Source organism: Rhodococcus sp. AH-ZY2, assembly GCF_030916465.1.
Classification (GTDB): domain Bacteria; phylum Actinomycetota; class Actinomycetes; order Mycobacteriales; family Mycobacteriaceae; genus Rhodococcus; species Rhodococcus ruber.
In genome coordinates, this window is record NZ_CP126458.1 from 5,304,227 (window position 1) to 5,326,631 (window position 22,405).

Consider the following 22,405-nt stretch of genomic DNA (forward strand, 5'->3'; position numbering starts at 1 on the left):
GGACCCGCCATGGGATCCACGCTCGACCCGATCGCCGTGCGCACCGCGCCGGACGCGCCACGCAGCAGCTTCAAGCGGGTCCTCACCGGCAGCATGGCCGGGGCCGTGCTCGAGTGGTACGACTTCGCCATCTACGGCATCCTCGCCGCCACCGTCCTCGGACCTCTGTTCTTCCCCGGATCCGACGGCATCACCAAATTGCTGCTCGCCCTCGCCACCCAGGGGCTCGGCTTCATCGCCCGGCCGCTCGGCGGCATCGTCTTCGGTCATCTCGGTGACCGGTTCGGCCGCAAACCGATGCTCGTCATCACGTTCGTGATGCTCGGTACGGCCACCGCGTCGATCGGGCTGCTGCCGACCTACGAACAGATCGGCATCTGGGCGACGGTCCTGCTCGTCGCGCTGCGCATGATCCAGGGTTTCGCGCTCGGCGGTGAATTCGGTGCGGCGGTGCTGCTGGTGAGTGAGTACGGCGAGCCCAAGCGTCGCGGCTTCTGGGCGTCGTGGCCGCAGGCGGGCGCGCCGTCGGGGACCGTGCTCGCCGCAGTGGTCGTCTCGGCTCTGGTGCTGCTGCTTCCGGCCGACGCGTTCGACGCATGGGGCTGGCGGATCGCATTCCTGTTCGCCGTTCCCCTCCTCGTCATCGGCTTCTGGATCCGGCACGGCGTCGAGGAGTCCCCGGTCTTCCGGGCGGCGCAGGCCGCCGCGGCGGACCGCCCCGAGCCCCGGTCGAGCATCGTCGAAGCGCTGTCCCGTCCGCGCCCGGTGCTGATCGGCATCGGCATGCGGCTCGGCGAGAACATCGCGTTCTACGTGTACACGATCTTCGTCATCGCGTACGCCACCACCTATCACGGCTTCGCCCGGGGCGACGTGATGCTGGCCGTGACCTTCGCGTCGGTGTTCCAGTTCGTCGGCATGATCGGTGGCGGCCGCTGGTCCGACCGGGTCGGCCGCCGCGTCGCGATGCTCGTCCCCGCCGTGGTGCTCGTGGTGTGGGCGCCCGTGTTCTTCTGGCTCGTGCAGATGCAGAGCGTGCCGATGCTGTGGGTGGGGGTCTGCGTCGGCGCCTTCTTCCACGGCGCTCTCGCCGGTCCCGAGGCCGCCTGGATCACCGAGCTGTTCCCGACCCGGTACCGGTATGCCGGATCCTCGCTGGTGTTCCAGGGCTCGTCCATCATCGCCGGTGCGCCCGCGCCTTTCATCGCCGTCTGGCTCGTCGACCGGTTCGGGGTCGGGACCGTCGTCGCGTATCTGGTGGTGACCATGATGATCACCGTCGTCGCGGTGCTGAGCAGCCGCGAGACCAAGGGCGTCGATCTCGACCGCATCGAGTGACCGGCCGCCGCTGCCGGGCCGCGGAGGCCCGGCAACGGCACTGCCGGTTACCCCGTCCGGACGGCCGTCCCGCGGTACGGTCGGACCGGAGGTGATCGACACATGGAAGAGATCGCGAAGATCGTCGGTATTGCTTTCGTCTACATCGTCGTCGCAGAGGTGATCATCGGAACGCTCGCCCTGCTGATCATTTCGACGATCAGTCCGCACTTTCTGCAACGCAAGCCGAAGTACGGCGCGACGGGACCGCGGTACGGGGCCACTAGCCCCACCCCAGCTCGTGCAGACGAGCATCCTCGATTCCGAAGTAGTGAGCGATCTCGTGAATGACCGTCACCGCGACCTCGTGCACCACGTCGTCGTCGGAGTCGCAGATGTCGAGAATCGCGTCGCGGTAGATGGTCACGGTGTCCGGTAGCGCCCCCGCATAGTGGCTGTCGCGCTCGGTGAGCGCGATCCCGTGGTAGAGCCCGAGCAGGTCGGGCTCTTCCTCGTTTCTGGGCTCGACCAGCACCACGACGTTGTCGATGGCCCGCGCGAGTTCCGGGGGGATCAGATCCAGGGCCTCGCCGACGAGTTCCTCGAACCGCTCGTCGCCCATTCGTGCCCTCACCTCAGGAGCCCGGCACGGGACCTGCGCCCGGCAGCGGGGTCGGCAGTGAGCGGCCCTCGGGCGCGGCGGGCGGCGGCACCGGCGGCTGGCCGTCGATGAGGATGTCGCCCTTGGCGGTGCCGGTGACCGACGCGAATCCGCCGCCCTCGACCTGCTTGCCCACCGAGCAGTTGACCTTGCGGCTGCCCGCGAGCCAGCTGTCGAAGTCGAGGTTGTCCCAGAACAGCGTGAGGGTCTTGTTGCGCAGCGCGTCGGGACTGCCCAGGTAGGCGTTGGCGTTCTCGGTGCACGTCCCCTCGAGGTACCGGTCCTGGTCCTCGACGCTGGGCAGACCGCCGGGGAACTGCCCGGACAGGTCCACCACGGAGATCACCTCGAAGGCGTGCGGCTGGGCGCACTCCACCGGATCCGCCGGCACGCCGTTGTTGATGCCGATGCACGTGCCCACGTCCCAGACCTTGGACTGGTCCTGGTCGGCGACCTTGCCCTGGATCGGCAGCAGGTTGCCGGTGGTGGAGGAGAACTGCAGGCCGCAGCGCAGCGTCCGCTCGCCGGCCGCCCAGCCCGCCTCCCCGGGGTTGATCAGGCCCACGCTGAACTTGCCGTGCGGATCGAACCGGCCGTCGAGATAATCCATCGCGGCCGGTGCGCACAGCTCGTCGCGCAGCTCGGTGAAACGCAGCACCGACGGGAAACGCGACCCGGGACCCCACTCGGCGCCCGGATACACGCTCAGATCGATGTCCTCGACCACCTCGAACAGGTGCGACTCGGCGCAGTCCACCTTCGCGAGGTCGCTCGCATCGAGTTCGGTCCAGGTCAGGCAGTCCCCGGCGACCGCAGTGCCGAAGGCCTCGCCGGCCACCGCGCCGGTGGTCACGACGGCACTGGTCGAATCGCCGGGTTCGTCGTCGGACCCGCCGAATCCCGCCACCACCGCCGTGACGACGGCCGCGAGCACCGCGCCCGCGGCGACCAGCATCAGGGCGCGACGGGTCAGCTTCGCGGACGGGGCACGCCGGACCCGCGAGGCGGACGGTGTCGTCCGGTCGGACTGCTGCTCACTCTCCTCGGCCATCACCGTCCATCATGCCTGTGCGCGCCGCCCCGGGTAACTTCGGTGGGCATGACGGAGCCCATCGATCCCGAAGTCCAGGAGATCGCGCAGCGACTGTTCGATGCCGCCCGCGCCGGGCACGTCGAGACCCTCGCCGCCTACATCGACGCCGGAGTGCCGGTGAACCTGTGCAACGAGAAGGGCGACACCCTGCTCATGCTGGCGTCCTACCACGGACACGCCGACGCGGTGCGGGCCCTGATCGAACGGGGCGCCGACGTCGACCGGCTCAACGACCGCGGGCAGTCGCCCATCGCGGGCGCGGTGTTCAAGGGGGCGATCGACGTCGTGCGGGTGCTCACCGAGGCCGGAGCCGACCCGCACGCCGGGCATCCGAGCGCCGTGGACTCGGCGAAGATGTTCGAACGCGAGGACTGCCTGCAGCTGTGGGCGCAGTAGGCCGGCCTCGGCCCGGGGCGTCGCCGAGTAGGCTGTGACCTCGTGATCGACCTCAAGTTCCTCCGCGAGAATCCCGACGTCGTCCGTGCCTCGCAGCGCACCCGAGGCGAGGACCCCGGTCTCGTCGACGCGCTGCTCGAGGCCGACGCCGCCCGCCGCGCTGCGGTGCTGGCCGGCGACAACATCCGTGCCGAGCAGAAGGCACTGGGCAAGAAGGTCGGGCAGGCCTCCCCGGAGGAACGGCCCGCGCTGCTCGAGGGCGCGAAGGAACTCGCCGCGAACGTCAAGAAGCTCGAGGCCGAGCAGCACGCCGCCGAGGAGGCCCTGGGGCGCGCGCACATGGCGATCTCCAACATCGTGCAGGAGGGCGCTCCCGCGGGCGGGGAGGACGACTTCGTCACTCTCGAGACCGTCGGCGAGCTGCCCACCTTCGACTTCGAACCGAAGGACCATCTGGCCCTCGGGGAGTCCCTCGGGCTGATCGACATGGAACGGGGTGCGAAGGTCTCCGGCGCCCGGTTCTACTTCCTCACCGGTTACGGCGCGCTGCTGCAGCTCGGCATGCTGCAGCTCGCGGCCCAGCGGGCCGTCGCCAACGGCTTCCAGATGATGATCCCCCCGGTGCTCGTGCGCCCGGAGATCATGCAGGGCACCGGCTTTCTCGGTGCCCACGCCGACGAGATCTACCACCTCGCCGACGACGACCTGTACCTCGTCGGCACATCGGAGGTGCCGCTCGCCGGTTACCACTCCGGCGAGATCCTCGACCTGTCGGGCGGCCCGAAGCGGTACGCGGGCTGGTCGTCGTGCTTCCGCCGCGAGGCCGGCAGCTACGGCAAGGACACCCGCGGCATCATCCGGGTCCACCAGTTCGACAAGGTCGAGATGTTCGTCTACTGCAAGCCCGAGGACGCCGTCGCCGAGCACCAGCGGCTGCTCGCGTGGGAGCGCGACATGCTCGCCGCGATCGAGGTGCCGTACCGGGTCATCGACGTCGCCGGCGGCGACCTCGGCTCGTCGGCGGCCCGCAAGTTCGACTGCGAGGCATGGGTGCCCACCCAGGAGCGTTACCGGGAGCTGACCTCCACCTCGAACTGCACCACCTTCCAGGCCCGCCGCCTCGGCGTCCGGTACCGCGACGAGAACGGCAAGCCGCAGATCGCCGCCACCCTCAACGGCACCCTCGCCACCACCCGCTGGCTCGTCGCGATCCTCGAGAACCACCAGCAGGCCGACGGGTCCGTGCGCGTCCCGTCGGCGCTCGTGCCGTTCGTCGGGCGTGAGGTGCTCGAACCGCCCGCGTGAGCCGTCCCCCTGCGTGTGGGTGGTGGTGGTGGCCGAATGTCACATAGCGTCGATCTGACCGAACCGATGTGACATTCGGCCACGGAGGGCGGGGCGGGTGGGCTCAGCTGCCCGGGTCGCAGCCGACGGCCACGTACGCGTGCAGGCCCTCCGGATCGTCGCGCAGCAGGTACTCGTAGTCGCTCGTGCCCATCACACTGTCGTTCGCATCCCGGAAGGACCAGCGCACCCGGGCCCGCACGATCTTCTCGGTGACCGGGGAGAGGTCGAGCAACTCGTGCCCCACATCGGCGAGACCGTGCTCCCGGTAGGTCTGGTTGCTCTGCGCGAGGGCCTCGGTGATCTCCTTCCGGGTCGGCAGCGATCCGGCGAACGAATCGGTGAGGATCGTGCCCGGCTCCCCCCACAGCGCGGCCGAGGCCTCGGCGTCGAACCCGGCGAGTGCCTCCCCGTAGAGGGTGAAGAAGCGGTCCAGTGCGGTGCGTTCCACGCTCATGTTCTTCAGTGTGCAGGTCCGGCGACGGTTGTCAGCGCAGAATCAGGCACGTGGTCGACGCGGTCGCGAGCAACCGGTCGTTCTCGTCGCGGGCCTCCCCGCGGGCGGTCGCGGTGCGACGGCCGCTGTACTCGCAGATGCCGTGCACGCGCACGACGCCGCTGCCCGCCTGGATGCCGCGCAGATACCGCACCTGCAGGTCCAGCGTCGTGTATCCGACACCGGCCTCGAGCGTGCTCGACACGCTGAAGCCCATGGCGGTGTCGAACATCGTCGCGATCACCCCGCCGTGCATGCTGCCCACCGCGTTGGCGTGGAACTCCTGCGGCTCCATGCTCACCTCCACCCAGCCCTCCCGGGCCTCGGTCACCCGGAAGCCGAGGGTGCGCGACGTCGGATGGTGCGGGATGGAGCCGTCGATCAGTCCGCGCAGGAAGTCGAGGCCGTGCATGTCGCGGTTCGCGGCGGACGTCGGGGCGGGGTCGTCCCACGTGTAGGTGCGCTGGCGTTCGGTCACCTGCCGACCGTATCGCGCGGTGACAAACCCGTCCGCGCGTGCCACGCTGGAGCCATGCGACATCGATGTTGATCCGGCTCCGCTCCGACCTTCCGGGTGGTGGCGTATGCGGCCACCCGTGAACTCGTGCCGCTCTACGGCGTGTACGCCCTGCTCTTCGAGGACCACGGCCTCGGCACGGGTGAGATCTCGTCGCTGTTCGTGCTGTGGTCCGTCGTCGCGTTCGTCGCGGAGGTGCCGTCGGGCGCGTGGGCCGACACGGTGTCCCGCCGCGGTCTGCTGCTGCTCAGCTCGGCCCTGTTCACCGCGGGCTTCGCCCTCTGGCTGCTGTTCCCCGGCTACTGGGGGTTCGCGGCCGGCTTCGTGGCGTGGGGGATCAGCGAATCGCTGAAGTCCGGGACCTTCGAGGCCCTGGTGTACGACGAACTGTCCGCCCGCGGTGCGGCACACCGGTTCCCGGCGGTGCTGGGCTATGCGAACGCCGGTGAGACGATGTGCGTTCTCGTCGCGACGCTGTCGGCCGCACCGCTGTTCGCGCTCGGCGGCTATCCGCTCGTCGGATGGCTGTCGGTGGGGATCACCGTCGCCAACGGGTTGCTCGTGCTCGCCCTGCCGTCCGCACCCCGCGACACCTCGGCGGACGAGACCGGTTTCGTTCCGGGCAGTTTCGCAACTCGCTACCGCGCGGTGCTGCATGCCGGGACGGCCGAGGCGCGCCGCAGCGCCGGCGTCCGCCGCGCGGTGCTGCTCGCGGCGCTGCTGTCGGCGTGCCTCGCCTTCGAGGAGTACTTCGCGCTGCTCGCGCGCGAGGGCGGGGCGAGCACGTCCGCGGCGCCGGCGCTGGTGGCGATCACCGTGGCGGGACAGGTGCTCGGCGCCGCGACCGCCGGTCGCACGGCGGCGACGACCGGCCGCGCGATGGGTGCGGTGATCGCCGTCGGTGGCCTGCTGCTGGCAACGGGGGCCGCGCTCGGCGGAGTGGCGGGCTTCGTGGCGATCGGGATCGGCTACGGCGCCCTGAACAACGCGATGATCGTCGCCGAGGCGCGGATGCAGGACACCATGAGCGGAACCGCCCGCGCGACCGTGACGTCGGTGTCGGGCGTCGTCGGCGAGGTCGTGTCCGTGGCGGTCTACGCCGGATTCGCGCTGGGAACGGTATGGCTGCCGCTGTCGGCGGTGCTCGCGGCATGGGCGGTGCCGCTGCTCGGCCTGGCCGCCGCCGCGGTGCGGTGGCTGCCGCCGTCTCAGAGCTCTCTCAGATCGCCGGACTAGGGTCCTCCGCCGTGCGTGCCAGTCTCCTTCCCGTCCTGTTCGTCGCCGCCGGTCTCGGCCTGATCGGCACCGGCAGTGCCCTCGCCTACGCCCATGCGCCCACCGTCGCGACGACGACCGAGGCGCCGCCCCCGTCGACCGGCGACCCGCTCACCGACACCCGCGACAACCTGCAGCAGGCCGGACTGCCGCTCGCTCTGCTCGGCGGCGGAATCGGGCAGCTCACCGACGGCAGCCGGCAGCTCGACGACGGTGCTCACCAGCTCGCCGACGGACTCGCGCAGGCCAGTGCCGGCGGGCAGCAACTCGCCGACGGGCTCGGGCAGCTGCAGGGCGGGGTGGACCTGCTCGGCGACGGTGCGACCCAGGTCAGCGGCGGCGTCGACGAGGTCGTCGACCGGCTCGCCGGTTTCGGGGAGATGCAGGCGGGCGTCACCGAGCAGCTGACGGCCGTCGCCGGCACCCTGCGGCGCTCGCCCGACGCGGTGTCCCAGGAGGCCGCCGCCCGGCTCGACGGGCTCGTCGGCCGGCTGGACAGCGAGGGGCTCGGGCCGGAGACGCTCGCGCAGCTCGAGCAGTTGCGCGGCGGTGCGCGGCAGCTCGCCTACGAATTGAGTGACCCGAACGCGCAGTTCGTCGCCGGCATGATGCAGGCTGCCGACGGCTCGCGGCAGCTGCGCGACGGACTGATGCTCCTCGACGACGGCGGCCGGCAACTCGTCGACGGCACCGGGCAGCTCGTGGCCGGCGTGGGTCCGGTCACCGGGGTGATCGAGGGAGTCTCCGACAACGTGCGGGAGGCGACGGCCGCGCTGCCGAAGTCGCCGGCCGCCTCGTCGCCCGACGTCGTGACGACGGGGGCGACGACCGGGGAGCGGCAGTGGTGGCCGTTCGCGCTCGTCGCGTCGGGGGCGCTGGTGCTCGCCGTCCCCGCCCTGGGTCGTGGCCGAATGTCACATCGCTTCGATCGCATCGACCCGATGTGACATTCGGTCACCACACGCGGCGCGAGGGGTCAGAGCTTGCGGGAGCGCAGCTCGTGACCGCGGGAGGTCTTGCAGCGACCGGTGACGAGGTCCCACTGCCAGCCGTGCAGGTTGCAGGTGAGGCTGGTGCCCTCGACGACGCCGAACTTCGACAGATCCGCCTTCAGGTGCGGGCAGCGGCGCTGGATCTCGAAGCCGCCCAGCTCGATCGACGCGGAATCGTCGTGGGCTTCGGCGAACCAGCCGTCCGCGTAGGCGATCCGCTCGTCGGTGAGGCACTTGAAGAACGTGTACAGGAATTCGTTGTAGCCGCCCACCCGCCACGCCTCGAATCGGGTGGACAGGAAGATGGTGTTCACCCAGTCCGGCTCGTCGTCGCGCAGGACCGTGCGCACCAGCTCCGGAGGAATGCGGAAACCGTAGCGGTACTTGCCTTCTCCCTCGATGGGTTCGCGGACGACCCGCTTGGGGAAGTCCAGCACGACCGTCTCGTCGCCCATCACCAGGCCGACGGGGTAGCCGATGCCGTCGCAGATCAGATCGGACTGCGCCATGATCGGCTCGAACTTCGCCTTGAGCGGACCGAGCAGCGGCTCACCCTCGGCCGGGGCCCACGTCGCCTTCTCGGCCTCGAGCACCGGGGCCAGGCGCTGGGCCATCTCCTCGATGTACGCGGCCTTGTCGGTGAAGATCTTCTCGACGTCGGCGTCGGGGATCGGATGGGTCAGCGTCATCGACTCGCTGCCGTGCACGTCGAGGACCGAGCCGGGGATCATCAGCACGCCACCGTCGTTGCCGTGCAGGCGCATCTGCTCGAGGAAGACCATCTGGTCGGGGAAGATGTTGCCCTCGTCGCCGTGGTCGTCGTTGAGGTGGCGCAGCGCCGGGTCGAGGAACACCGGCGGACCGGCCGACGGGACCACCCACGTCGCCCCGACCTGGTCGATGTAGCTGCGGCAGCGGTCCATGCCGCGCTGGCGCTTCTGCTTGCCGAAGTTCGCCTTGGTGCGCTTGGGGATGTCGTAGACCATCGGGTACCAGATCGCGCCCGAGTACTGCAGCAGGTGGACGTCGATCTTCCCGAAGGACTCGAGCATCGTGTCCATCTCGACCGGGCGGGCGTCGTTCATGTTGAACACCGTGGTCTCGCCGTCCGAGACGACGAGACCGGAGTCGCCGATCGGTCCGTCCGCGGGTGCGCGCAGGGCGATGATCATCACGTCCAGGTCGCCCTCGGGCCCGCTGACGGTGTGCTTGACGGAATCGGTCGTCTCGAGGAACTTCGTGAACCCGAGCTTCTCGAGCTCGCGACGCAGGTCCGGGACCGGGAAGTCGGGCAGCAGCACCGTCGCGTCCTTGCGGACGTGCTTGCTCAGGTTCTCCGGGTCGAAGTGATCCTTGTGCAGGTGCGAGACGTACAGGTAGTCGACGTCGCCGAGCGCACCCCAGTCCAGCTGCGTGTTGTCCGGGAAGGGGAACCACGACGCGAAGTACGCGGGGTTGACCCACGGGTCGCACAGGATCGATCCCGCTTCGGTCTGAATGTGGAACCCGGCGTGTCCGACGCTGGTGATCTGCACTTCGTTGCCTCCTGACGTGCTGACCGACGTACCCCCAAGGGTAGGGGGACGCCGGTGGGGCGCCTCGCCCAGGCGGTGAACCCGGGCCGGATACGGGCCGTTGATCCCGAATCGGGCGGGCCCGCGGACATCGGGCGAAGCCCGCGGGCGCCGATCCGGCTACTCTGACCGACTGTGGAACCCTTCTACCGGACCGTCATCGGCCTCGCCCGGACCGTCTTCGCCGCGCAGGGACTGAAGTTCACCGTCACCGGCGCCGAGAACATCCCCGCCGTCGGTGGCGCGGTGATCGCCATGAACCACGTCGGCTACATGGACTTCACCTACGCGGGCCTGCCCGCCCGCACCTCCAAGCGCTACATCCGGTTCATGGCGAAGAAGGAGGTCTTCGACCACAAGATCTCCGGTCCCCTGATGCGGGCGATGAAGCACATCCCCGTCGACCGGGCCGACGGCGCCGACTCCTACCGCGCCGCCGTCGACGCGTTGCGGGCCGGTGAGCTGGTCGGCGTGTTCCCCGAGGCCACGATCAGCCGCAGCTTCGAGATCAAGGGCTTCAAGACCGGTGCCGCGCGGATGGCGATCGAGGCGAACGTCCCGATCATCCCGGTCGTCCTGTGGGGGTCGCAGCGGGTGTGGACCAAGGGCCACCCGAAGCGGCTCGGCCGCACGAAGACGCCCATCTCCATCGCGGTGGGCGAGCCCATCCGGCCGTACGAGTCGGCGTCGGAGCTGACTGCGGAGTTGCACAGCAGGATGGAAAGCATGCTGCGGGAGTTGCAGAGCAGCTACGTGCACGAGCCCGGTGCCTACTGGGTGCCCGTGCGGCTCGGCGGCACCGCTCCGACGCTCGCGGAGGCCACCGCGCTCGACGACGCCGACACCGCCGCACGCAAGGCCCGCCGCGCGCAGAAGGATGCCGGCACCGACGGGTGACGGCCCTACGGCGCGGTGACTCCCGGATGCGCCGCGCTGTGGCGGACCGGCACAATGGCGAAGTGAGACGAGATCTGCCGAGCCTGGTTGCCACCGACGTCGACGGCACCCTCATCGACGACGAGGAGCGCGTCTCGGACCGGACCCGCGCGGCAGTACAGGCCGTGGTGTCCTCCGGGACGCCGTTCGTCCTGGCCACCGGTCGTCCCCCGCGATGGATCCCGCCGGTGGTCGAGCAACTCGGCTTCGCGCCCCTGGCGGTGTGTGCCAACGGTGCGGTGCTCTACGACAGTGCCGCCGACCGCGTTCTCAGCGCCGCCGTGCTGTCCGCGGACGAACTGGCCTGGGTCGCCGACGTCGCCAACAGTGTGCTGCCCGGCTGCGGTCTGGCCGCCGAGCGGATCGGGGCGAGCGCCCACGACGCCGCGACACCGCAGTTCGTCAGCGCCCCCGGCTACGAGCATGCGTGGCTGAATCCGGACAACACCGAGCTCGCCGACCACGAGGTGATCGCCGAGCCGGCGGTGAAGCTGCTGATCCGGTTGGCGTCGGCGACGAGCCACGAGATGGCCGAGGCGCTGGCTCCGCGGCTGTGCGGCATGGTGGACGTCACCTATTCCACGGACAACGGCCTGATCGAGATCTCCGCCTCCGGGGTGACCAAGGCGTCGGGCCTGCATCTGATGGCCGAACACCTCGGGGTGGCCGCCGACGGGATCGTCGCGTTCGGGGACATGCCCAACGACATTCCGATGTTGTCGATGGCGCGGCACGGGGTCGCGGTGGAGAACGCGCATCCGGACGCGAAGGCGGCCGCGGACGAGGTCACCGCCACCAACACCGAGGACGGGGTGGCCCGCATCCTCGAGCGCTGGTGGCGGTGACGGATCGATCGGTCAGGGCGCCGGAGCGGGGGCCGGCGCTTCCGGTGCCAGGGCCTCGGGAGCCGGGGCCTGGGGGGCCGGGGCCTGGGGGGCCGGGGCCTGGGGGGCCGGAGCCTGGGGGGCCGGAGCCGGGGCCTCGGGGGCCGGCGCGGCGGCCGGGGTCTGTGCCTGTTCGTACGCGTCGTTGTAGGCGCGCAGCACCTTCGTCACCGCGCCGGTGAGCTCGTTGAAGATCAGCGAGCCGAACTCGAAGTCCGAGCGCCAGCCGTCCGGGACGCGGTACTCGTCGCTGGTCGGCAGGCCGAGTTCACCCGCGTCGAGGCCGCTGCGCTGCCACGTCTTGTAGATCTCGCCGAGCACCGTCCACACACCACCGTTCGGCGAGGTGTAGATGGCGCCGTTGACGAACTCGGCGCGTTCGTACCCTGCCTTGGCGGGCAGGATGCCGGACACAGCGGCCCCCAGACGGCCGGTCTCGCCGCCCTCGGCGATCCACTTCTGGGCCAGCGGCGAGTTGTCGGTGAGCCGGATCAGCTCGCCGACGAGGTCCGCGACCTTCTCGGCCGAGCCGGTGTCTGGCAGGCGGTCCGCCGAGCCGGTGGCCGGAGCCCCCGCGTCGACGTCGGGCACCTGTGCGCGCGGGTTGTCGGTGACGAGGTCGGACGAGTCGTCGCTGGGCTCGGACGGCGTGGTGCTCTGTCCGGCGGCGGTGGCCGCGGCGATGTCTCGGATCTCGTCCATCTTCGCGTAGCCGGAGTCGCCGGGGCAGCTGGTGTTGCCGACGTCGCGGTGCGCGAAGATGATCGGCAGGTCGACGGCCGCGCCCTGCGGGTACGGGGTGAAGGACGTGCCCTCCGAGTACATGGTGGTCTCGCCCTCGGGGTCGAGCCCCGCCTTCGCGAGCCGCCAGCCGAGGAAGCGGCCCACCGCGTCGACCGCGGCCTTCGGAGGCTCGACGTTGGAGAAGTCGCCCATCATCGCGATGCCGACGGTGTTCTCGTTGAAGCCGCCGGCGTGCGCGCCCTGCACGGGCTTGTCCAGGCCGCCGGCGCGGCCCTCGAAGATCTGCCCGTATCGGTCGACGAGCACGTTGTAGCCGACGTCGCACCAACCCAGGGTCTGCGCGTGGTAGGCGTAGATGGCGCGCACGATCTCCGCCGATTCGGCCTTGGAGTAGTCGTTGCTGCCGGCGGTGTGGTGCACGGTGGCTCCGCCGAGCGAGTCGTCGTAGGTGGCGTCCTGACAGCGGATGGACTCGTCGGCACCCCACTGCGCTCGGGTGATCACCTTCGGCCCGGACCCTCCGACCGGACCGGCGATGTCGTCGAGCGCGGCGTCGGCGCTGCTCGACCCCGGGTCGATGAGCACGGCGCTGACGTCCTCGGTGGCGGCGGGTTCCTGGGCGTGCAGGGGCCGTGACGACGACGCGGGCGCATAGCCCAGCTCCGGCTGGGCGGGAGCGGGGGCCGGTGCGGGTGCCGGGGCCGGCGCGGGGATCTCGGCGCCGGCGAGTGTCGGTTCAGGTTTCGGGCGCGGGGTGAGCAGGACCTGCACGACCTTCGTGGCGCCGACGTAGATCGGTTCGGTGCCAGCCCGCTCGTCGGGCGTCTGGTCGTCGCGGCTCGTGTCGATCGGTTCGGTGGCCGTCCACGGCCCCCAGCTGCCGTCCTCCCGCTGGGCCCGGATGCGCGCGTCGGTGTCGGCGACGTCCTTGGCGGCCAGCGCGATCATGCTGAACGGGGCGTCCCTGGTGAGCTGCTTGACGGTCGCTCCGATGCGGTCGACGACGTCCGCGGCCGCGGGGGCCGGCGCCGGGGTGGTCGACGGGGCGGGCGCGGCGATCTCCGGCAGCCCCGCGGCGAGTTCCCTCAGGCTCAGATCGGGCAGGTTCAGGCCGGTGAGTTCGTGGATCGGGATCACGATGTCCGGCACGGATGCGAGCACGACCTCCGCGATCTCGGGCGGTACGACGGTGGGGACGGACTCGTTGGTGGTGCGGACGTCCGATGTGGTGCTCGTGACGCCGTAGACGGCGAATGGGCTGGCGACGGCCAGGGCGGCGACGGCACCCAGGACGATCGACGGCTTCGGTCGGCGATGCGGCACGGTGCTTCTCCCTGTCGGTGTTCGCGGCGGTCCTCGGCGGCCGGGCGGCGCTCGGCCGAGGCCGAGGAGCCGGCTCGAATCGAACCGAATCCTCCGTCATCCGGACGACCCGACGTGCGGAACGGCCGAGAATCGTGTGCAACTTGTGATTCTGGTGTTACTGCTGTGGCTGTTGTTGCTTCATTCAGTCACTCTTGCCACACTAGTCGCAGACAACCTTAAGCCTCAACCTGAGCTTGAGGATCCGTCTCGAATGTCCGATACGCGCGGACCTGCGTCCGGGCGGCACACGGTGCGAGAACGAGGGAGTGCAGCGCATGCCACGAATGTCCATCCGCCGGACCCATCGCCGGCGGCGTCTCGTCGTCGGACACCCCCTCCGCAACGGCTGGCGGCCCGCCACGGCCCGCGCCGCGGCGATCGGCCTCGCCCCCGCGCTGCTCATCGGCGCCGCGATCGGCGGGGTGATGCACGTGCGCACCGCCGAACCCGACGTGGCGCAGGCCGTCGCCGCCGACACCCCGTTCACCTTCGTGGGCTTCGGTCACGGTCACGGTCGCGGCATGGGCCAGTGGGGTGCCTACGGCTACGCCTCGCAGCACGGCTGGTCCGCCGATCGCATCCTCGGCCACTACTACGGCGGCACCACCCTCGGCGCTCTGCCCGAGAACACCATGATCGCGGTCCGGCTCGTCGGGCAGGACGACGCGCCCCTCGACGTCTACTCCGACACCGGGATGACCGTCGCCGGCCGGCAGACCGGGCCCGGGGAGGCCGCCCACCTGACGCCCACCGCGGACGGGGGAGCGGACGTCGTCGTCACCGCCGGCTGTTCCGGCGAGGTGCTGTGGCAGGGCCGCGCCGACCTGCCGTGGGTCGACCCCGTCGACATGGGTGAGGGCCGGCCCGTCGCCGAACACCTCAAGCTCTGCGGCAACAGCGCCCCCTACCGCGGCTCGCTCGGTGTCGTCCTCGACGGCGCGGCGCCGCGCACCGTCAACCGGCTGTCGATGGAGGACTACCTGCTCAGCGTCGTCCCGGCCGAGTCGCTGCCCAGCTGGGCCGACACCGGCGGGGCCGAGGCGCTGCGCGCGCAGGCCATCGCCGCCCGCTCCTACGCCGCGGCGGAGAACCGCTCGCCGCTGTGGCAGACGTGCGACAGCCAGAACTGCCAGGTGTATGCGGGGTCGAGCAAGGAGGACCCCCGCACGAACGAGGCGGTGAACTCGACCCGCGGCACCGTCCTGATGACGGACGGCAAGGTCGTCGCCAGCGAGTTCTCGGCCTCGACGGGCGGCTACTCGGCCGGTGGCACCTTCCCCTCCGTGGAGGACCTCGGGGACGCCGTCGCTCCCAACCGGCAGTGGGCCGAGACGATGACCGCGGGGGAGATCGGCACGGCCTTCGGGGTCGGCGAACTGCAGGCGTTCGAGATCGTCGGCCGCAACAACCTCGGGGCCGACGGCGGCCGCGTCACCCACGTCCGCATCGTCGGTGCCGACCGCACGGTCGAGACCACGGGTGCCGAGGCGCGCGCCAAACTGGGGCTGCGCTCCGACTGGTTCACCGTCCAGGAGGGTGCGGAGGCCGCGGTTCCGCCGTCCACTCCCGCGCCCGAGCCCGGTCCCGAGGTCGGCGACGAACCCTTCGAGACCGGTCATGGCTCGCCCATCGAGGAGAAGTACCTCGAGCTCGGCGGGCACGACGGGGCCCTGGGCACCCCGGTCGGACCGGAGCTGATGCTGCCCGACGAACGCGGCAAGTTCCGCGTCTTCACCGGCGGCATCATCGTCTGGACCCCCGACCTCGGCGCGCAGGTGATCGACTCGAGCATCATGCGTGAGTGGCTGCCCGGGACGGGAAGCGCCGAGTAGCACCTGGTTTCGTGGCCGAATGTCACATCGCGTCGATCCGATCGACGCGATGTGACATTCGGCCGGGAGCCCCGCGTCGGTGAACGGCTATCCGGAAGCGCCGAGTACCGCGAGCATCCCGTCGACCGATGCCGCCCAGCCGAACTGCTCGGCGCGACGACGGGCGGAGCGGCGCAGGACGTCGTCGGGGCCGCGGAGTATCTCGTCGACCGCCTCGGCGAACGCCGTTCCGCGGTCGGCCGACAGGGCGCCGCACTCGGGTGTGAGGATCTCCGTCAACGCCGACGAGCGCGACGCCACCACCGGCGTGCCGGCCGCGAGCGATTCGAGCGCCGACAGGCAGAACGTCTCGTGCGGGCCCGGGGCCAGCGACACGTCGGCGGTGGCGAACAGCGCGGCGAGCCGGCGGGCGTCCCCGATGTACCCGGTGAACGTCACCGGGAGCCCTCTGGCTCTGTGTTCCAAGGCATGTCGTCTCGGCCCGTCGCCGGCGACGACGAGGTGCACGTCGTGCCCGCGACGACGCAGCAACCGGGTCGCGTCGATGCTGCGCTCGACCTTCTTCTCGACGGACAGCCGGCCGCAGTGCAGCAGCAGCCGCACCGAGCCCGGTACGAACCGCTCGCGCAGGCCCCGATCGCGACGGGCGGGATGGAAGCGGTCGAGGTCGACGCCGAGCGGCACCCGCACGAGGTTCGGCGTCCCGATGCGGGTGAACTCCGCACCCGCGAACTCCGTCGTGCACACCACCGTGTCGTAGTCCGCAGCCATCCGGCGGTTGGCCAGGTCGGCGGCCCGGCGTGCGGCCGGTGCCGGCAGCGCCTGGCCGAGCAGGCGATCGAGCCGCTCGTGGGAGACGACGACGCTGCGGACGTCGCGCCGTCGCGCCCATCGCCCGAACCCGCGCAGGGTCAGCCGGTCCGACACCTCCACCGCGTCGGGCCGCAGGCCGCGCAGCACGTCCGCGACGCGTCGCGGGTCGGCCACCCGGTATCCGCCGGTCCACGGCACGACCGGCGCCGGAACGGTGATCCGCAGGACCCCGTTCCCGAGCAGTTCCTCGCCGCGCCGGGCGCCGGGCACCACCAGTGCGACGTCGTGCCCGCGCGCGACGTACCCGCCGCCCCACTGGTGCAGGGCGGTGCGCAGGCCGCCGGACCGGGGCCCGTAGAAGTTGGCGAGCTGAACGATGCGCACCGGTCTCAGTGAGCCGGACCGCGGCGACGGGCGCGCCAACGACGCCGGGCGCCGCGGTGAACGCCCGCGGAACCTCCCGATCGCCGCAGGCGTCGCATCCGCGGCGGTGCCTGCACCCCGCGACGTTCCGCCGTGGCCGGGATCAGGGCGACGGAGGGGACAGCTTGTCCACGAGATCCAGGCCGTCGCGCGCCCATTCGATCTCGGCGGTCGCACGGTCGACGAGTCCCTGGTAGGCGAATGCCTTGTAGGCGATGATCCGTTCGTGTTCCTGCGCGGGGTATTTCTCGATGCGGGTGGCGATGGTGGGGTGGGAGGCGTCGAGGATCGAGGCGCGCATCGCGGCCCATCGGGCCCGCTGTTCGGTGTAGTAGTCGATGTGCCGCTGTAGGTTCTCGCGGACGCGGTCGGGGTCGGCCCACTCGAAGTAGGCCGCTCGCATGTGCGGGGCGTCGCGGATCGGCCCGTAGTCCACCGGGGCGTTCATCCAGTCCCGGAAGGCGCGGATGCCGTCGTCGGTGATCGAGTAGCGGGTCTTGGTGCTGTTCGGCCCCCAGCGGACCTGCTCGCCTTCGATCAGGCCTTCCTTCTCCATCCGGCGGAGTTCGGGATAGATCTGCGAGTCGGGGGCGTGCCAGACGAAACCGACGGAGCCGCCGAAGCGTTTGGCGGCGTCGTACCCGGTGAGGGGTTCGGCCGTGAGCAGCGCCAGCAGGGCATAGCGGAGGCTCATCTCGTCCTCACCTCTCGTTTCGGGGACCGGTCTTGCCAACCACTATATCGATAGTTAGTGTGTGGTTCACGTCACCGACTATCTATGTCGATAGGTAGTCTCGCCGATCTTCCCGAAGGAACGACATGACCGATCTGGGGCCCGCCGGGGCGACCGCGAAGAACATGGCCTACCCGCTCGACGCCTGGTACGTCGCGGCCTGGGACCACGAGGTCGGCAGACGCGAGATCCTGGCCCGCACCATCGCGGGCAAGCCGCTCGCGCTCTACCGCACCGAGGACGGCCGGCCGGTGGCCCTCGCCGACGCGTGCTGGCACCGCCTCGCCCCGCTCTCGATGGGCACCCTCGTCGGCGCCGACGGAATCCGGTGCCCCTACCACGGCCTGCAGTTCAACTCCGCCGGCCGGTGCACCCACATGCCCGCCCAGCAGACGATCAACCCGTCCGCGATGGTGGCCTCGTACCCGGTCGTCGAGCGGCACCGCTTCGTGTGGGTGTGGCCCGGGGATCCGATGCTCGCCGACCCCGACACCATCCCCGACATGTTCCAGATGGATTCACCCGACTGGGCCGGCGACGGACGCACCATCGACGTGCAGGCCAACTACCAGCTCGTGCTCGACAACCTCATGGACCTCACCCACGAGGAGTTCGTGCACTCGTCGTCGATCGGGCAGGACGAACTCAGCGAGTCCGATTTCACCGTCACCCACGACGACCGCACCGTCACCGTCACCCGGTGGATGCTCGACATCGACGCGCCCCCGTTCTGGCAGAAGAACATGCGCGACAAGTTCCCCGGCTTCAGCGGCAAGGTCGACCGCTGGCAGATCATCGAGTTCCAGGCGCCGTCGACCATCCGCATCGACGTCGGTGTCGCCAAGGCCGGCACCGGCGCCCCCGAGGGGGACCGCAGCCAGGGCGTCAACGGATTCGTGATGAACACCATCTCCCCGGTCGACGAGAAGACCGCGCTCTACTTCTGGGCGTTCATGCGCAACTACTGCCTCGACAGCCAGCTGATCACCACCCAGACCCGCGACGGCGTCCACGGCGTCTTCGGGGAGGACGAGGCGATGCTCACCGCCCAGCAGAAGGCGATCGAGGCGAACCCCGGCCACGAGTTATACAACCTCAACATCGACGCCGGCGGCATGTGGGTGCGCAGGATCATCCAGCGCATGATCGAGGCCGAACGGATCGTCGCCACCGGCACCTCGATCCCCGAGGCGGTGCGCTGAGATGAGTGCCTTCAACCAGCCCTCCTGGCAGCGCGGCCGTGTCGTCTCGACCGACCCTGCGGCCGACGCGATCGCCCGGATCGTCCTCGCCCTCGACACACCGGTCCGAGCGGAACCGGGATCCCACGTCGACGTGCGCCTCGACACCGGCGAGGTGCGGTCCTACTCCGTCGTCTCCACCGGCACCGCCGGCACCGTCGTCTCCGCCGGCGCCGACGGCCGGACCGTCACCCTCGGTGTGCACCTGTCCCCGACCTCGCGGGGCGGATCGCGATTCATGCACGCGCTGCGCCCCGGCGACGAACTCGACGTCACCGCACCGCTGCAGAACTTCCCCTTGCGGATCGGCGCGCGGCGCTACGTCCTGCTCGCCGGTGGTATCGGCATCACGGCGATCTCCGCGATGGGCACGGCGCTGAAGCGGGTCGGCGCCGACTACCGTCTCGTCTACGTCGCCCGCACCCGCTCGGCGGCGGCCTTCCTCTCCGAACTGGCCGCGCTCCACGGAGACCGGCTCGAACTGCACCTCGACGACGAAGGCACCGGCCTCGACGTCGGCACCCTGGTCGACGGCGTCGATGCGCACACCGAGTTGTACATGTGCGGGCCGATCCGGCTGATGGACGCGGTCCGTCGCGCCTGGGTGGACCGCGAGCTGCCCCTGCCGAACCTCAGGTACGAAACCTTCGGCAACAGCGGCTGGTTCGACGCCGAGGAGTTCGTCGTCAAGGTTCCCGACCTCGGCGTCGAAACCACCGTCGGAACCGACGAGTCCCTGCTCGGCGCACTCGAACGCGCCGGCGTCGACATGATGTTCGACTGCCGCAAGGGCGAATGCGGTCTGTGCCAGGTCGGCATCGCCGCGGTCGACGGCGCCGTCGACCACCGTGACGTCTTCTACAGCGAAGAGCAGAAGGCGGCCGCGACGAAGTTGTGTGCCTGCGTGTCGCGAGTGGTGCGCCGTCCCGGCGCCCCCGCCGTGCCCGGCACCGTCACCCTCGCCGTCCGCTGACGGCCTGGTCATCGGATACACCCTCCCTCAAAGGAATTCGGCATGGACCTTCGTGCTCGCATCGACACGTCGCCGATGCGCCCCTACCAGTGGCTGATCGTCGCCCTGTGTGTGGTGCTCAACATCCTCGACGGCTACGACGTCATGGCCCTGGCCTTCACGGCCAAGAGCATCGGCGCCGACTTCGCGCTCGGCGGCTCGGCGATCGGTGTGCTCCTCAGCGCCGGGTTGATCGGCATGGCCGTAGGCGCGATCACCCTCGCCCCGGTCGCCGACCGGATCGGCCGCCGGCCGCTCATCCTCCTGTCGGTCGCACTCGCCACCGCCGGAATGGCGCTGTCCGCCACCGCAGGATCGGCATGGCAGCTCGGTACCTGGCGTGTGCTCACCGGTCTCGGCATCGGCGGAGTGCTCGCCTGCACCACCGTCATCGCCAGCGAATACTCCTCGGCGCGGTGGCGCGGCCTGGCCATCAGCATCTACACCGCCGGGTACGGCGTCGGTGCCACTCTCGGCGGATTGGCCGCGGTGGGCCTGCAGACCGAATACGGTTGGCGGGCAGTGTTCGTCGTCGGTGCGGTGCTGACCGGAACGGTGCTGGTGCTGCTGGCCGCGCTGCTGCCGGAATCGATCGAGTTCCTCGGGGCCCGCGGCCGAGACGGCGACCTCGCGTCGATCAACCGGATCGCCCGTCGTATCGGCCAGGACCCGATCCACTCGCTCGACGGCTCCAGCCGCGACGCCGGGGCGGGGGCCGGTCGCATCGCGGACCTCTTCACCGGAAGCCGCGCCCGTCCGACCCTCCTGCTGTGGGCGGCGTTCTTCACCACCATGTTCGGCTTCTACTTCGTCAATTCCTGGACCCCGTCGCTGCTCGAGACGGCCGGTCTGACCAAGGATCAGAGCGCGACCGCCGGCATGATGCTCACCCTCGGCGGCACGGCCGGCTCCGTGCTGTTCGGCGTCCTGGCCAGCCGGTGGTCGACTCGGTCCGTCCTGATCACCTTCACCGGCCTGTCGGCTGCGGCCATGGCCGTGTTCATCGCCTCGATCTCGGTGCTCGCCGTCGCGTTCGCGCTGGGAATCGTGATCGGCGGTCTGATCAACGGCTGCATCGCCGGTCTGTACACCCTCGCCCCGTCCCTCTACGGCCCGCGGGTGCGCAGCACCGGCGTCGGCTGGGCCATCGGCGTCGGCCGCGCCGGCGCGATCCTCGCCCCCACCGCCGCGGGCATGCTGCTCGACGCGGGCTGGTCACCGGCGCAGCTGTACTTCGCCGTCGCCGGCGTGGTCGTCCTGGCCGCGGTGGCGCTGTTGCTGCTGCGACCGGCACGCACCCCGGTCGCGGCCCCGGACGCAGCGGCGCCGGACGCAGCGGCGCCGGACGCAGGGGCACCGGCAGCGGTCTGACGCACTGTCGCTACGGCAGCCGTCCGGTCCACACGGCCTCGGCGCCGGACTCGCCGACCCGGACGGTCTGCACCGTCGCACCCACCGCGGCGACGACGGCCAGCACGGCCGCGACGACGATCAGGGCTCGTCGCCCGCCGCCGTCGTCGCGGCCGCGCAGCACGTGCGCACCCGCGAGCAGCATCGTCGCGGCGAACAACAGCGCGACGACGAGGGTCATCGTCTCGCCGAGTTCCTCGTGCGTCTCGATCAGCGGGGACGGGCCCAGGACACCGGCGAGCTGCTCGCCGGTCTCGGCGGTGATCGGGGTCAGGACCAGCGCCGCGGCCGCGAGCACCACGACCGGCCACAGCAGGCGTCGCCGCGCGGCCGGCCACAGCGCGCACAGGACCAGTCCCAGCGACACCAGGGGCACCAGAACGACGACCCCGTGCACGAGCAGGGGGTGGGCGGGCAGTCCGCTGATCAGCGTCATACCGTCTTTCCTTCCGGCCGGAGCATCAGGGAAACCGTAGGCGGGGATCCGGACGAACGGGACCCGAACGCGCTTGACGTTGACGCAGCGTCAAGACGCATCCTGGGGATACCCGACGAGAGAGGCCCGCGAATGAAGGGCGAATGGTCCATCCAGGAACTGGCCCGCGCGGCCGGAGTCACCAGCCGCACGCTGCGTCACTACGGCGACGTCGGCGTGCTCGAGCCCAGCCGCACCGGCCCGGGCGGCATGCGGTTCTACGACGCCGACGCCCTGGTCCGGCTGCAGCGCATCCTGCTGCTGCGTGACCTGGGCCTGAGCCTGCCCGCCATCGCGGAGGTGCTCGAGGGACACCGCGACGCCACCGCGGCGCTGCGCGTGCACCTGGAACTGCTCGAGCACGAGCAGCGGCGGCTGGCCCGGCAGATCGAGTCGGTGCGCACCACCATCCGCAGAACAGAGAGAGGTGAGGAACTGATGGCGGACGAAGTGTTCGACGGGTTCGACCACACGCAGTACCGCGACGAGGTGATCGAACGCTGGGGCGAGGACGCCTACGAGAGCAGCGACCGCTGGTGGCGGGGCATGAGCGACGACGAGCGGGCGGACTGGAAGACCGTCGCCGCCCGCCTGGGCGCGGACTGGACGGCCGCCGCGGCCGCCGGCCTCGACCCCGCCGGCCCGGAAGGACAGGACCTGGCCCGTCGCCACATCGCGTGGCTCGGCAGCATCCCCGGCACCCCCGGGTACGGGGCGCAGCCGAACCGGGACTACGTCCTGGGCCTGGCCGACATGTACGTCGCCGACGAGCGGTTCGCCGCGAACTACGGCGGCCCGGACGGTGCGACGTTCGTCCGGTCTGCCCTGCGGGCCCACCTCGCCTGACCCGTGTGTGTTTCCGGTCGCTCCCG

General features: G+C 70.7%; 21 protein-coding genes. 12 read left to right on the plus strand and 9 right to left on the minus strand.

From position 1 onward, the window contains the following. Positions 1 to 9: 9 nt before the first annotated feature. Complete coding sequence (locus tag QNA09_RS25410; protein WP_308072145.1) at positions 10 to 1,338, plus strand: MFS transporter; 1,329 nt, start codon at positions 10 to 12, stop codon at positions 1,336 to 1,338. A 262-nt stretch (positions 1,339 to 1,600) separates the two neighbouring features. Here QNA09_RS25410 and QNA09_RS25415 read toward each other — a convergent pair whose 3' ends face one another. Together QNA09_RS25415 and QNA09_RS25420 are read right to left on the minus strand one after the other, a co-directional pair. Beyond that, complete coding sequence (locus QNA09_RS25415) at positions 1,601 to 1,939, minus strand: metallopeptidase family protein (RefSeq protein WP_017681155.1); 339 nt, start codon at positions 1,937 to 1,939, stop codon at positions 1,601 to 1,603. Between the two features lie 13 nt (positions 1,940 to 1,952). Next, positions 1,953 to 3,029 (minus strand): septum formation family protein, encoded by a 1,077-nt coding sequence (locus QNA09_RS25420; RefSeq protein ID WP_017681156.1) that lies wholly within the window; start codon positions 3,027 to 3,029, stop codon positions 1,953 to 1,955. Between the two features lie 48 nt (positions 3,030 to 3,077). Between QNA09_RS25420 and QNA09_RS25425 the strand changes: the two genes are divergently transcribed. After that, positions 3,078 to 3,467 (plus strand): ankyrin repeat domain-containing protein, encoded by a 390-nt coding sequence (locus tag QNA09_RS25425; RefSeq protein ID WP_017681157.1) that lies wholly within the window; start codon positions 3,078 to 3,080, stop codon positions 3,465 to 3,467. A gap of 42 nt (positions 3,468 to 3,509) precedes the next feature. Further along, positions 3,510 to 4,772, plus strand: a complete 1,263-nt coding sequence (serS, locus tag QNA09_RS25430) for a serine--tRNA ligase (RefSeq protein WP_010596214.1) — start codon at positions 3,510 to 3,512, stop codon at positions 4,770 to 4,772. A gap of 103 nt (positions 4,773 to 4,875) precedes the next feature. On the opposite strand, the gene QNA09_RS25435 is transcribed toward serS, so the two are convergent. Both QNA09_RS25435 and QNA09_RS25440 read right to left on the minus strand, forming a co-directional pair. Then, positions 4,876 to 5,268 (minus strand): hypothetical protein, encoded by a 393-nt coding sequence (locus QNA09_RS25435; protein ID WP_010596213.1) that lies wholly within the window; start codon positions 5,266 to 5,268, stop codon positions 4,876 to 4,878. Positions 5,269 to 5,299: 31 nt separating this feature from the next. After that, the gene (locus QNA09_RS25440; protein WP_371851047.1) at positions 5,300 to 5,719 is read right to left on the minus strand and encodes a PaaI family thioesterase; all 420 of its coding nucleotides are present in this window, start codon (positions 5,717 to 5,719) and stop codon (positions 5,300 to 5,302) included. Between the two features lie 162 nt (positions 5,720 to 5,881). Between QNA09_RS25440 and QNA09_RS25445 the strand changes: the two genes are divergently transcribed. Continuing rightward, a complete protein-coding gene (locus QNA09_RS25445) occupies positions 5,882 to 7,060 on the plus strand; it encodes an MFS transporter (protein WP_048774114.1) in 1,179 nt (392 codons plus the stop codon). 11 nt (positions 7,061 to 7,071) lie between these two features. Then, the gene (locus tag QNA09_RS25450; RefSeq protein WP_010596209.1) at positions 7,072 to 8,046 is read left to right on the plus strand and encodes a membrane protein; all 975 of its coding nucleotides are present in this window, start codon (positions 7,072 to 7,074) and stop codon (positions 8,044 to 8,046) included. A gap of 29 nt (positions 8,047 to 8,075) precedes the next feature. On the opposite strand, the gene QNA09_RS25455 is transcribed toward QNA09_RS25450, so the two are convergent. Next, positions 8,076 to 9,626 (minus strand): MBL fold metallo-hydrolase, encoded by a 1,551-nt coding sequence (locus QNA09_RS25455; RefSeq protein ID WP_010596208.1) that lies wholly within the window; start codon positions 9,624 to 9,626, stop codon positions 8,076 to 8,078. 174 nt (positions 9,627 to 9,800) lie between these two features. Between QNA09_RS25455 and QNA09_RS25460 the strand changes: the two genes are divergently transcribed. Together QNA09_RS25460 and QNA09_RS25465 are read left to right on the plus strand one after the other, a co-directional pair. After that, positions 9,801 to 10,562: a 1-acyl-sn-glycerol-3-phosphate acyltransferase gene (locus QNA09_RS25460; RefSeq protein WP_010596207.1), complete on the plus strand. Its 762-nt coding sequence runs from the start codon at positions 9,801 to 9,803 to the stop codon at positions 10,560 to 10,562. Positions 10,563 to 10,624: 62 nt separating this feature from the next. Next, entirely contained in the window at positions 10,625 to 11,446 is an 822-nt protein-coding gene (locus QNA09_RS25465; protein WP_010596206.1) for a Cof-type HAD-IIB family hydrolase, read from the plus strand. 12 nt (positions 11,447 to 11,458) lie between these two features. Here QNA09_RS25465 and QNA09_RS25470 read toward each other — a convergent pair whose 3' ends face one another. Beyond that, complete coding sequence (locus QNA09_RS25470; protein ID WP_308072146.1) at positions 11,459 to 13,552, minus strand: N-acetylmuramoyl-L-alanine amidase; 2,094 nt, start codon at positions 13,550 to 13,552, stop codon at positions 11,459 to 11,461. A 326-nt stretch (positions 13,553 to 13,878) separates the two neighbouring features. Here QNA09_RS25470 and QNA09_RS25475 point away from each other — a divergent pair, with 326 nt between their 5' ends. Further along, positions 13,879 to 15,426, plus strand: coding sequence for a SpoIID/LytB domain-containing protein (locus QNA09_RS25475; RefSeq protein ID WP_082170430.1), 1,548 nt, complete (start codon positions 13,879 to 13,881; stop codon positions 15,424 to 15,426). 87 nt (positions 15,427 to 15,513) lie between these two features. On the opposite strand, the gene QNA09_RS25480 is transcribed toward QNA09_RS25475, so the two are convergent. After that, positions 15,514 to 16,623 (minus strand): glycosyltransferase, encoded by a 1,110-nt coding sequence (locus tag QNA09_RS25480; protein WP_010596202.1) that lies wholly within the window; start codon positions 16,621 to 16,623, stop codon positions 15,514 to 15,516. 142 nt (positions 16,624 to 16,765) lie between these two features. Next, entirely contained in the window at positions 16,766 to 17,356 is a 591-nt protein-coding gene (locus QNA09_RS25485; RefSeq protein ID WP_010596201.1) for a PadR family transcriptional regulator, read from the minus strand. A gap of 125 nt (positions 17,357 to 17,481) precedes the next feature. Here QNA09_RS25485 and QNA09_RS25490 point away from each other — a divergent pair, with 125 nt between their 5' ends. From QNA09_RS25490 to QNA09_RS25500, 3 genes are read left to right on the plus strand one after another with little or no spacing between them, the layout of a single operon-like run. Continuing rightward, entirely contained in the window at positions 17,482 to 18,597 is a 1,116-nt protein-coding gene (locus QNA09_RS25490; protein ID WP_248957422.1) for an aromatic ring-hydroxylating dioxygenase subunit alpha, read from the plus strand. A 1-nt stretch (position 18,598) separates the two neighbouring features. Next, complete coding sequence (locus tag QNA09_RS25495; RefSeq protein ID WP_248957423.1) at positions 18,599 to 19,609, plus strand: PDR/VanB family oxidoreductase; 1,011 nt, start codon at positions 18,599 to 18,601, stop codon at positions 19,607 to 19,609. Between the two features lie 42 nt (positions 19,610 to 19,651). Then, a complete protein-coding gene (locus tag QNA09_RS25500) occupies positions 19,652 to 21,019 on the plus strand; it encodes an MFS transporter (protein WP_119699314.1) in 1,368 nt (455 codons plus the stop codon). Positions 21,020 to 21,029: 10 nt separating this feature from the next. Here QNA09_RS25500 and QNA09_RS25505 read toward each other — a convergent pair whose 3' ends face one another. Further along, positions 21,030 to 21,494, minus strand: coding sequence for a DUF2231 domain-containing protein (locus tag QNA09_RS25505; protein ID WP_010596197.1), 465 nt, complete (start codon positions 21,492 to 21,494; stop codon positions 21,030 to 21,032). A gap of 132 nt (positions 21,495 to 21,626) precedes the next feature. Between QNA09_RS25505 and QNA09_RS25510 the strand changes: the two genes are divergently transcribed. Beyond that, positions 21,627 to 22,379: a MerR family transcriptional regulator gene (locus QNA09_RS25510; protein WP_064066436.1), complete on the plus strand. Its 753-nt coding sequence runs from the start codon at positions 21,627 to 21,629 to the stop codon at positions 22,377 to 22,379. The last annotated feature ends 26 nt before the right edge of the window (positions 22,380 to 22,405 follow it).

Coding starts and splice junctions, on each gene's coding strand:
- QNA09_RS25410 (WP_308072145.1), top strand. CDS start 10: ATGGGATCCACGCTCGACCCGATCGCCGTGCGCACCGCGCCGGACGCG.
- QNA09_RS25415 (WP_017681155.1), bottom strand. CDS start 1,939: ATGGGCGACGAGCGGTTCGAGGAACTCGTCGGCGAGGCCCTGGATCTG.
- QNA09_RS25420 (WP_017681156.1), bottom strand. CDS start 3,029: ATGGCCGAGGAGAGTGAGCAGCAGTCCGACCGGACGACACCGTCCGCC.
- QNA09_RS25425 (WP_017681157.1), top strand. CDS start 3,078: ATGACGGAGCCCATCGATCCCGAAGTCCAGGAGATCGCGCAGCGACTG.
- QNA09_RS25435 (WP_010596213.1), bottom strand. CDS start 5,268: ATGAGCGTGGAACGCACCGCACTGGACCGCTTCTTCACCCTCTACGGG.
- QNA09_RS25440 (WP_371851047.1), bottom strand. CDS start 5,719: ATGCACGGCCTCGACTTCCTGCGCGGACTGATCGACGGCTCCATCCCG.
- QNA09_RS25475 (WP_082170430.1), top strand. CDS start 13,879: ATGTCCATCCGCCGGACCCATCGCCGGCGGCGTCTCGTCGTCGGACAC.
- QNA09_RS25485 (WP_010596201.1), bottom strand. CDS start 17,356: ATGAGCCTCCGCTATGCCCTGCTGGCGCTGCTCACGGCCGAACCCCTC.
- QNA09_RS25490 (WP_248957422.1), top strand. CDS start 17,482: ATGACCGATCTGGGGCCCGCCGGGGCGACCGCGAAGAACATGGCCTAC.
- QNA09_RS25495 (WP_248957423.1), top strand. CDS start 18,599: ATGAGTGCCTTCAACCAGCCCTCCTGGCAGCGCGGCCGTGTCGTCTCG.
- QNA09_RS25500 (WP_119699314.1), top strand. CDS start 19,652: ATGGACCTTCGTGCTCGCATCGACACGTCGCCGATGCGCCCCTACCAG.
- QNA09_RS25505 (WP_010596197.1), bottom strand. CDS start 21,494: ATGACGCTGATCAGCGGACTGCCCGCCCACCCCCTGCTCGTGCACGGG.
- QNA09_RS25510 (WP_064066436.1), top strand. CDS start 21,627: ATGAAGGGCGAATGGTCCATCCAGGAACTGGCCCGCGCGGCCGGAGTC.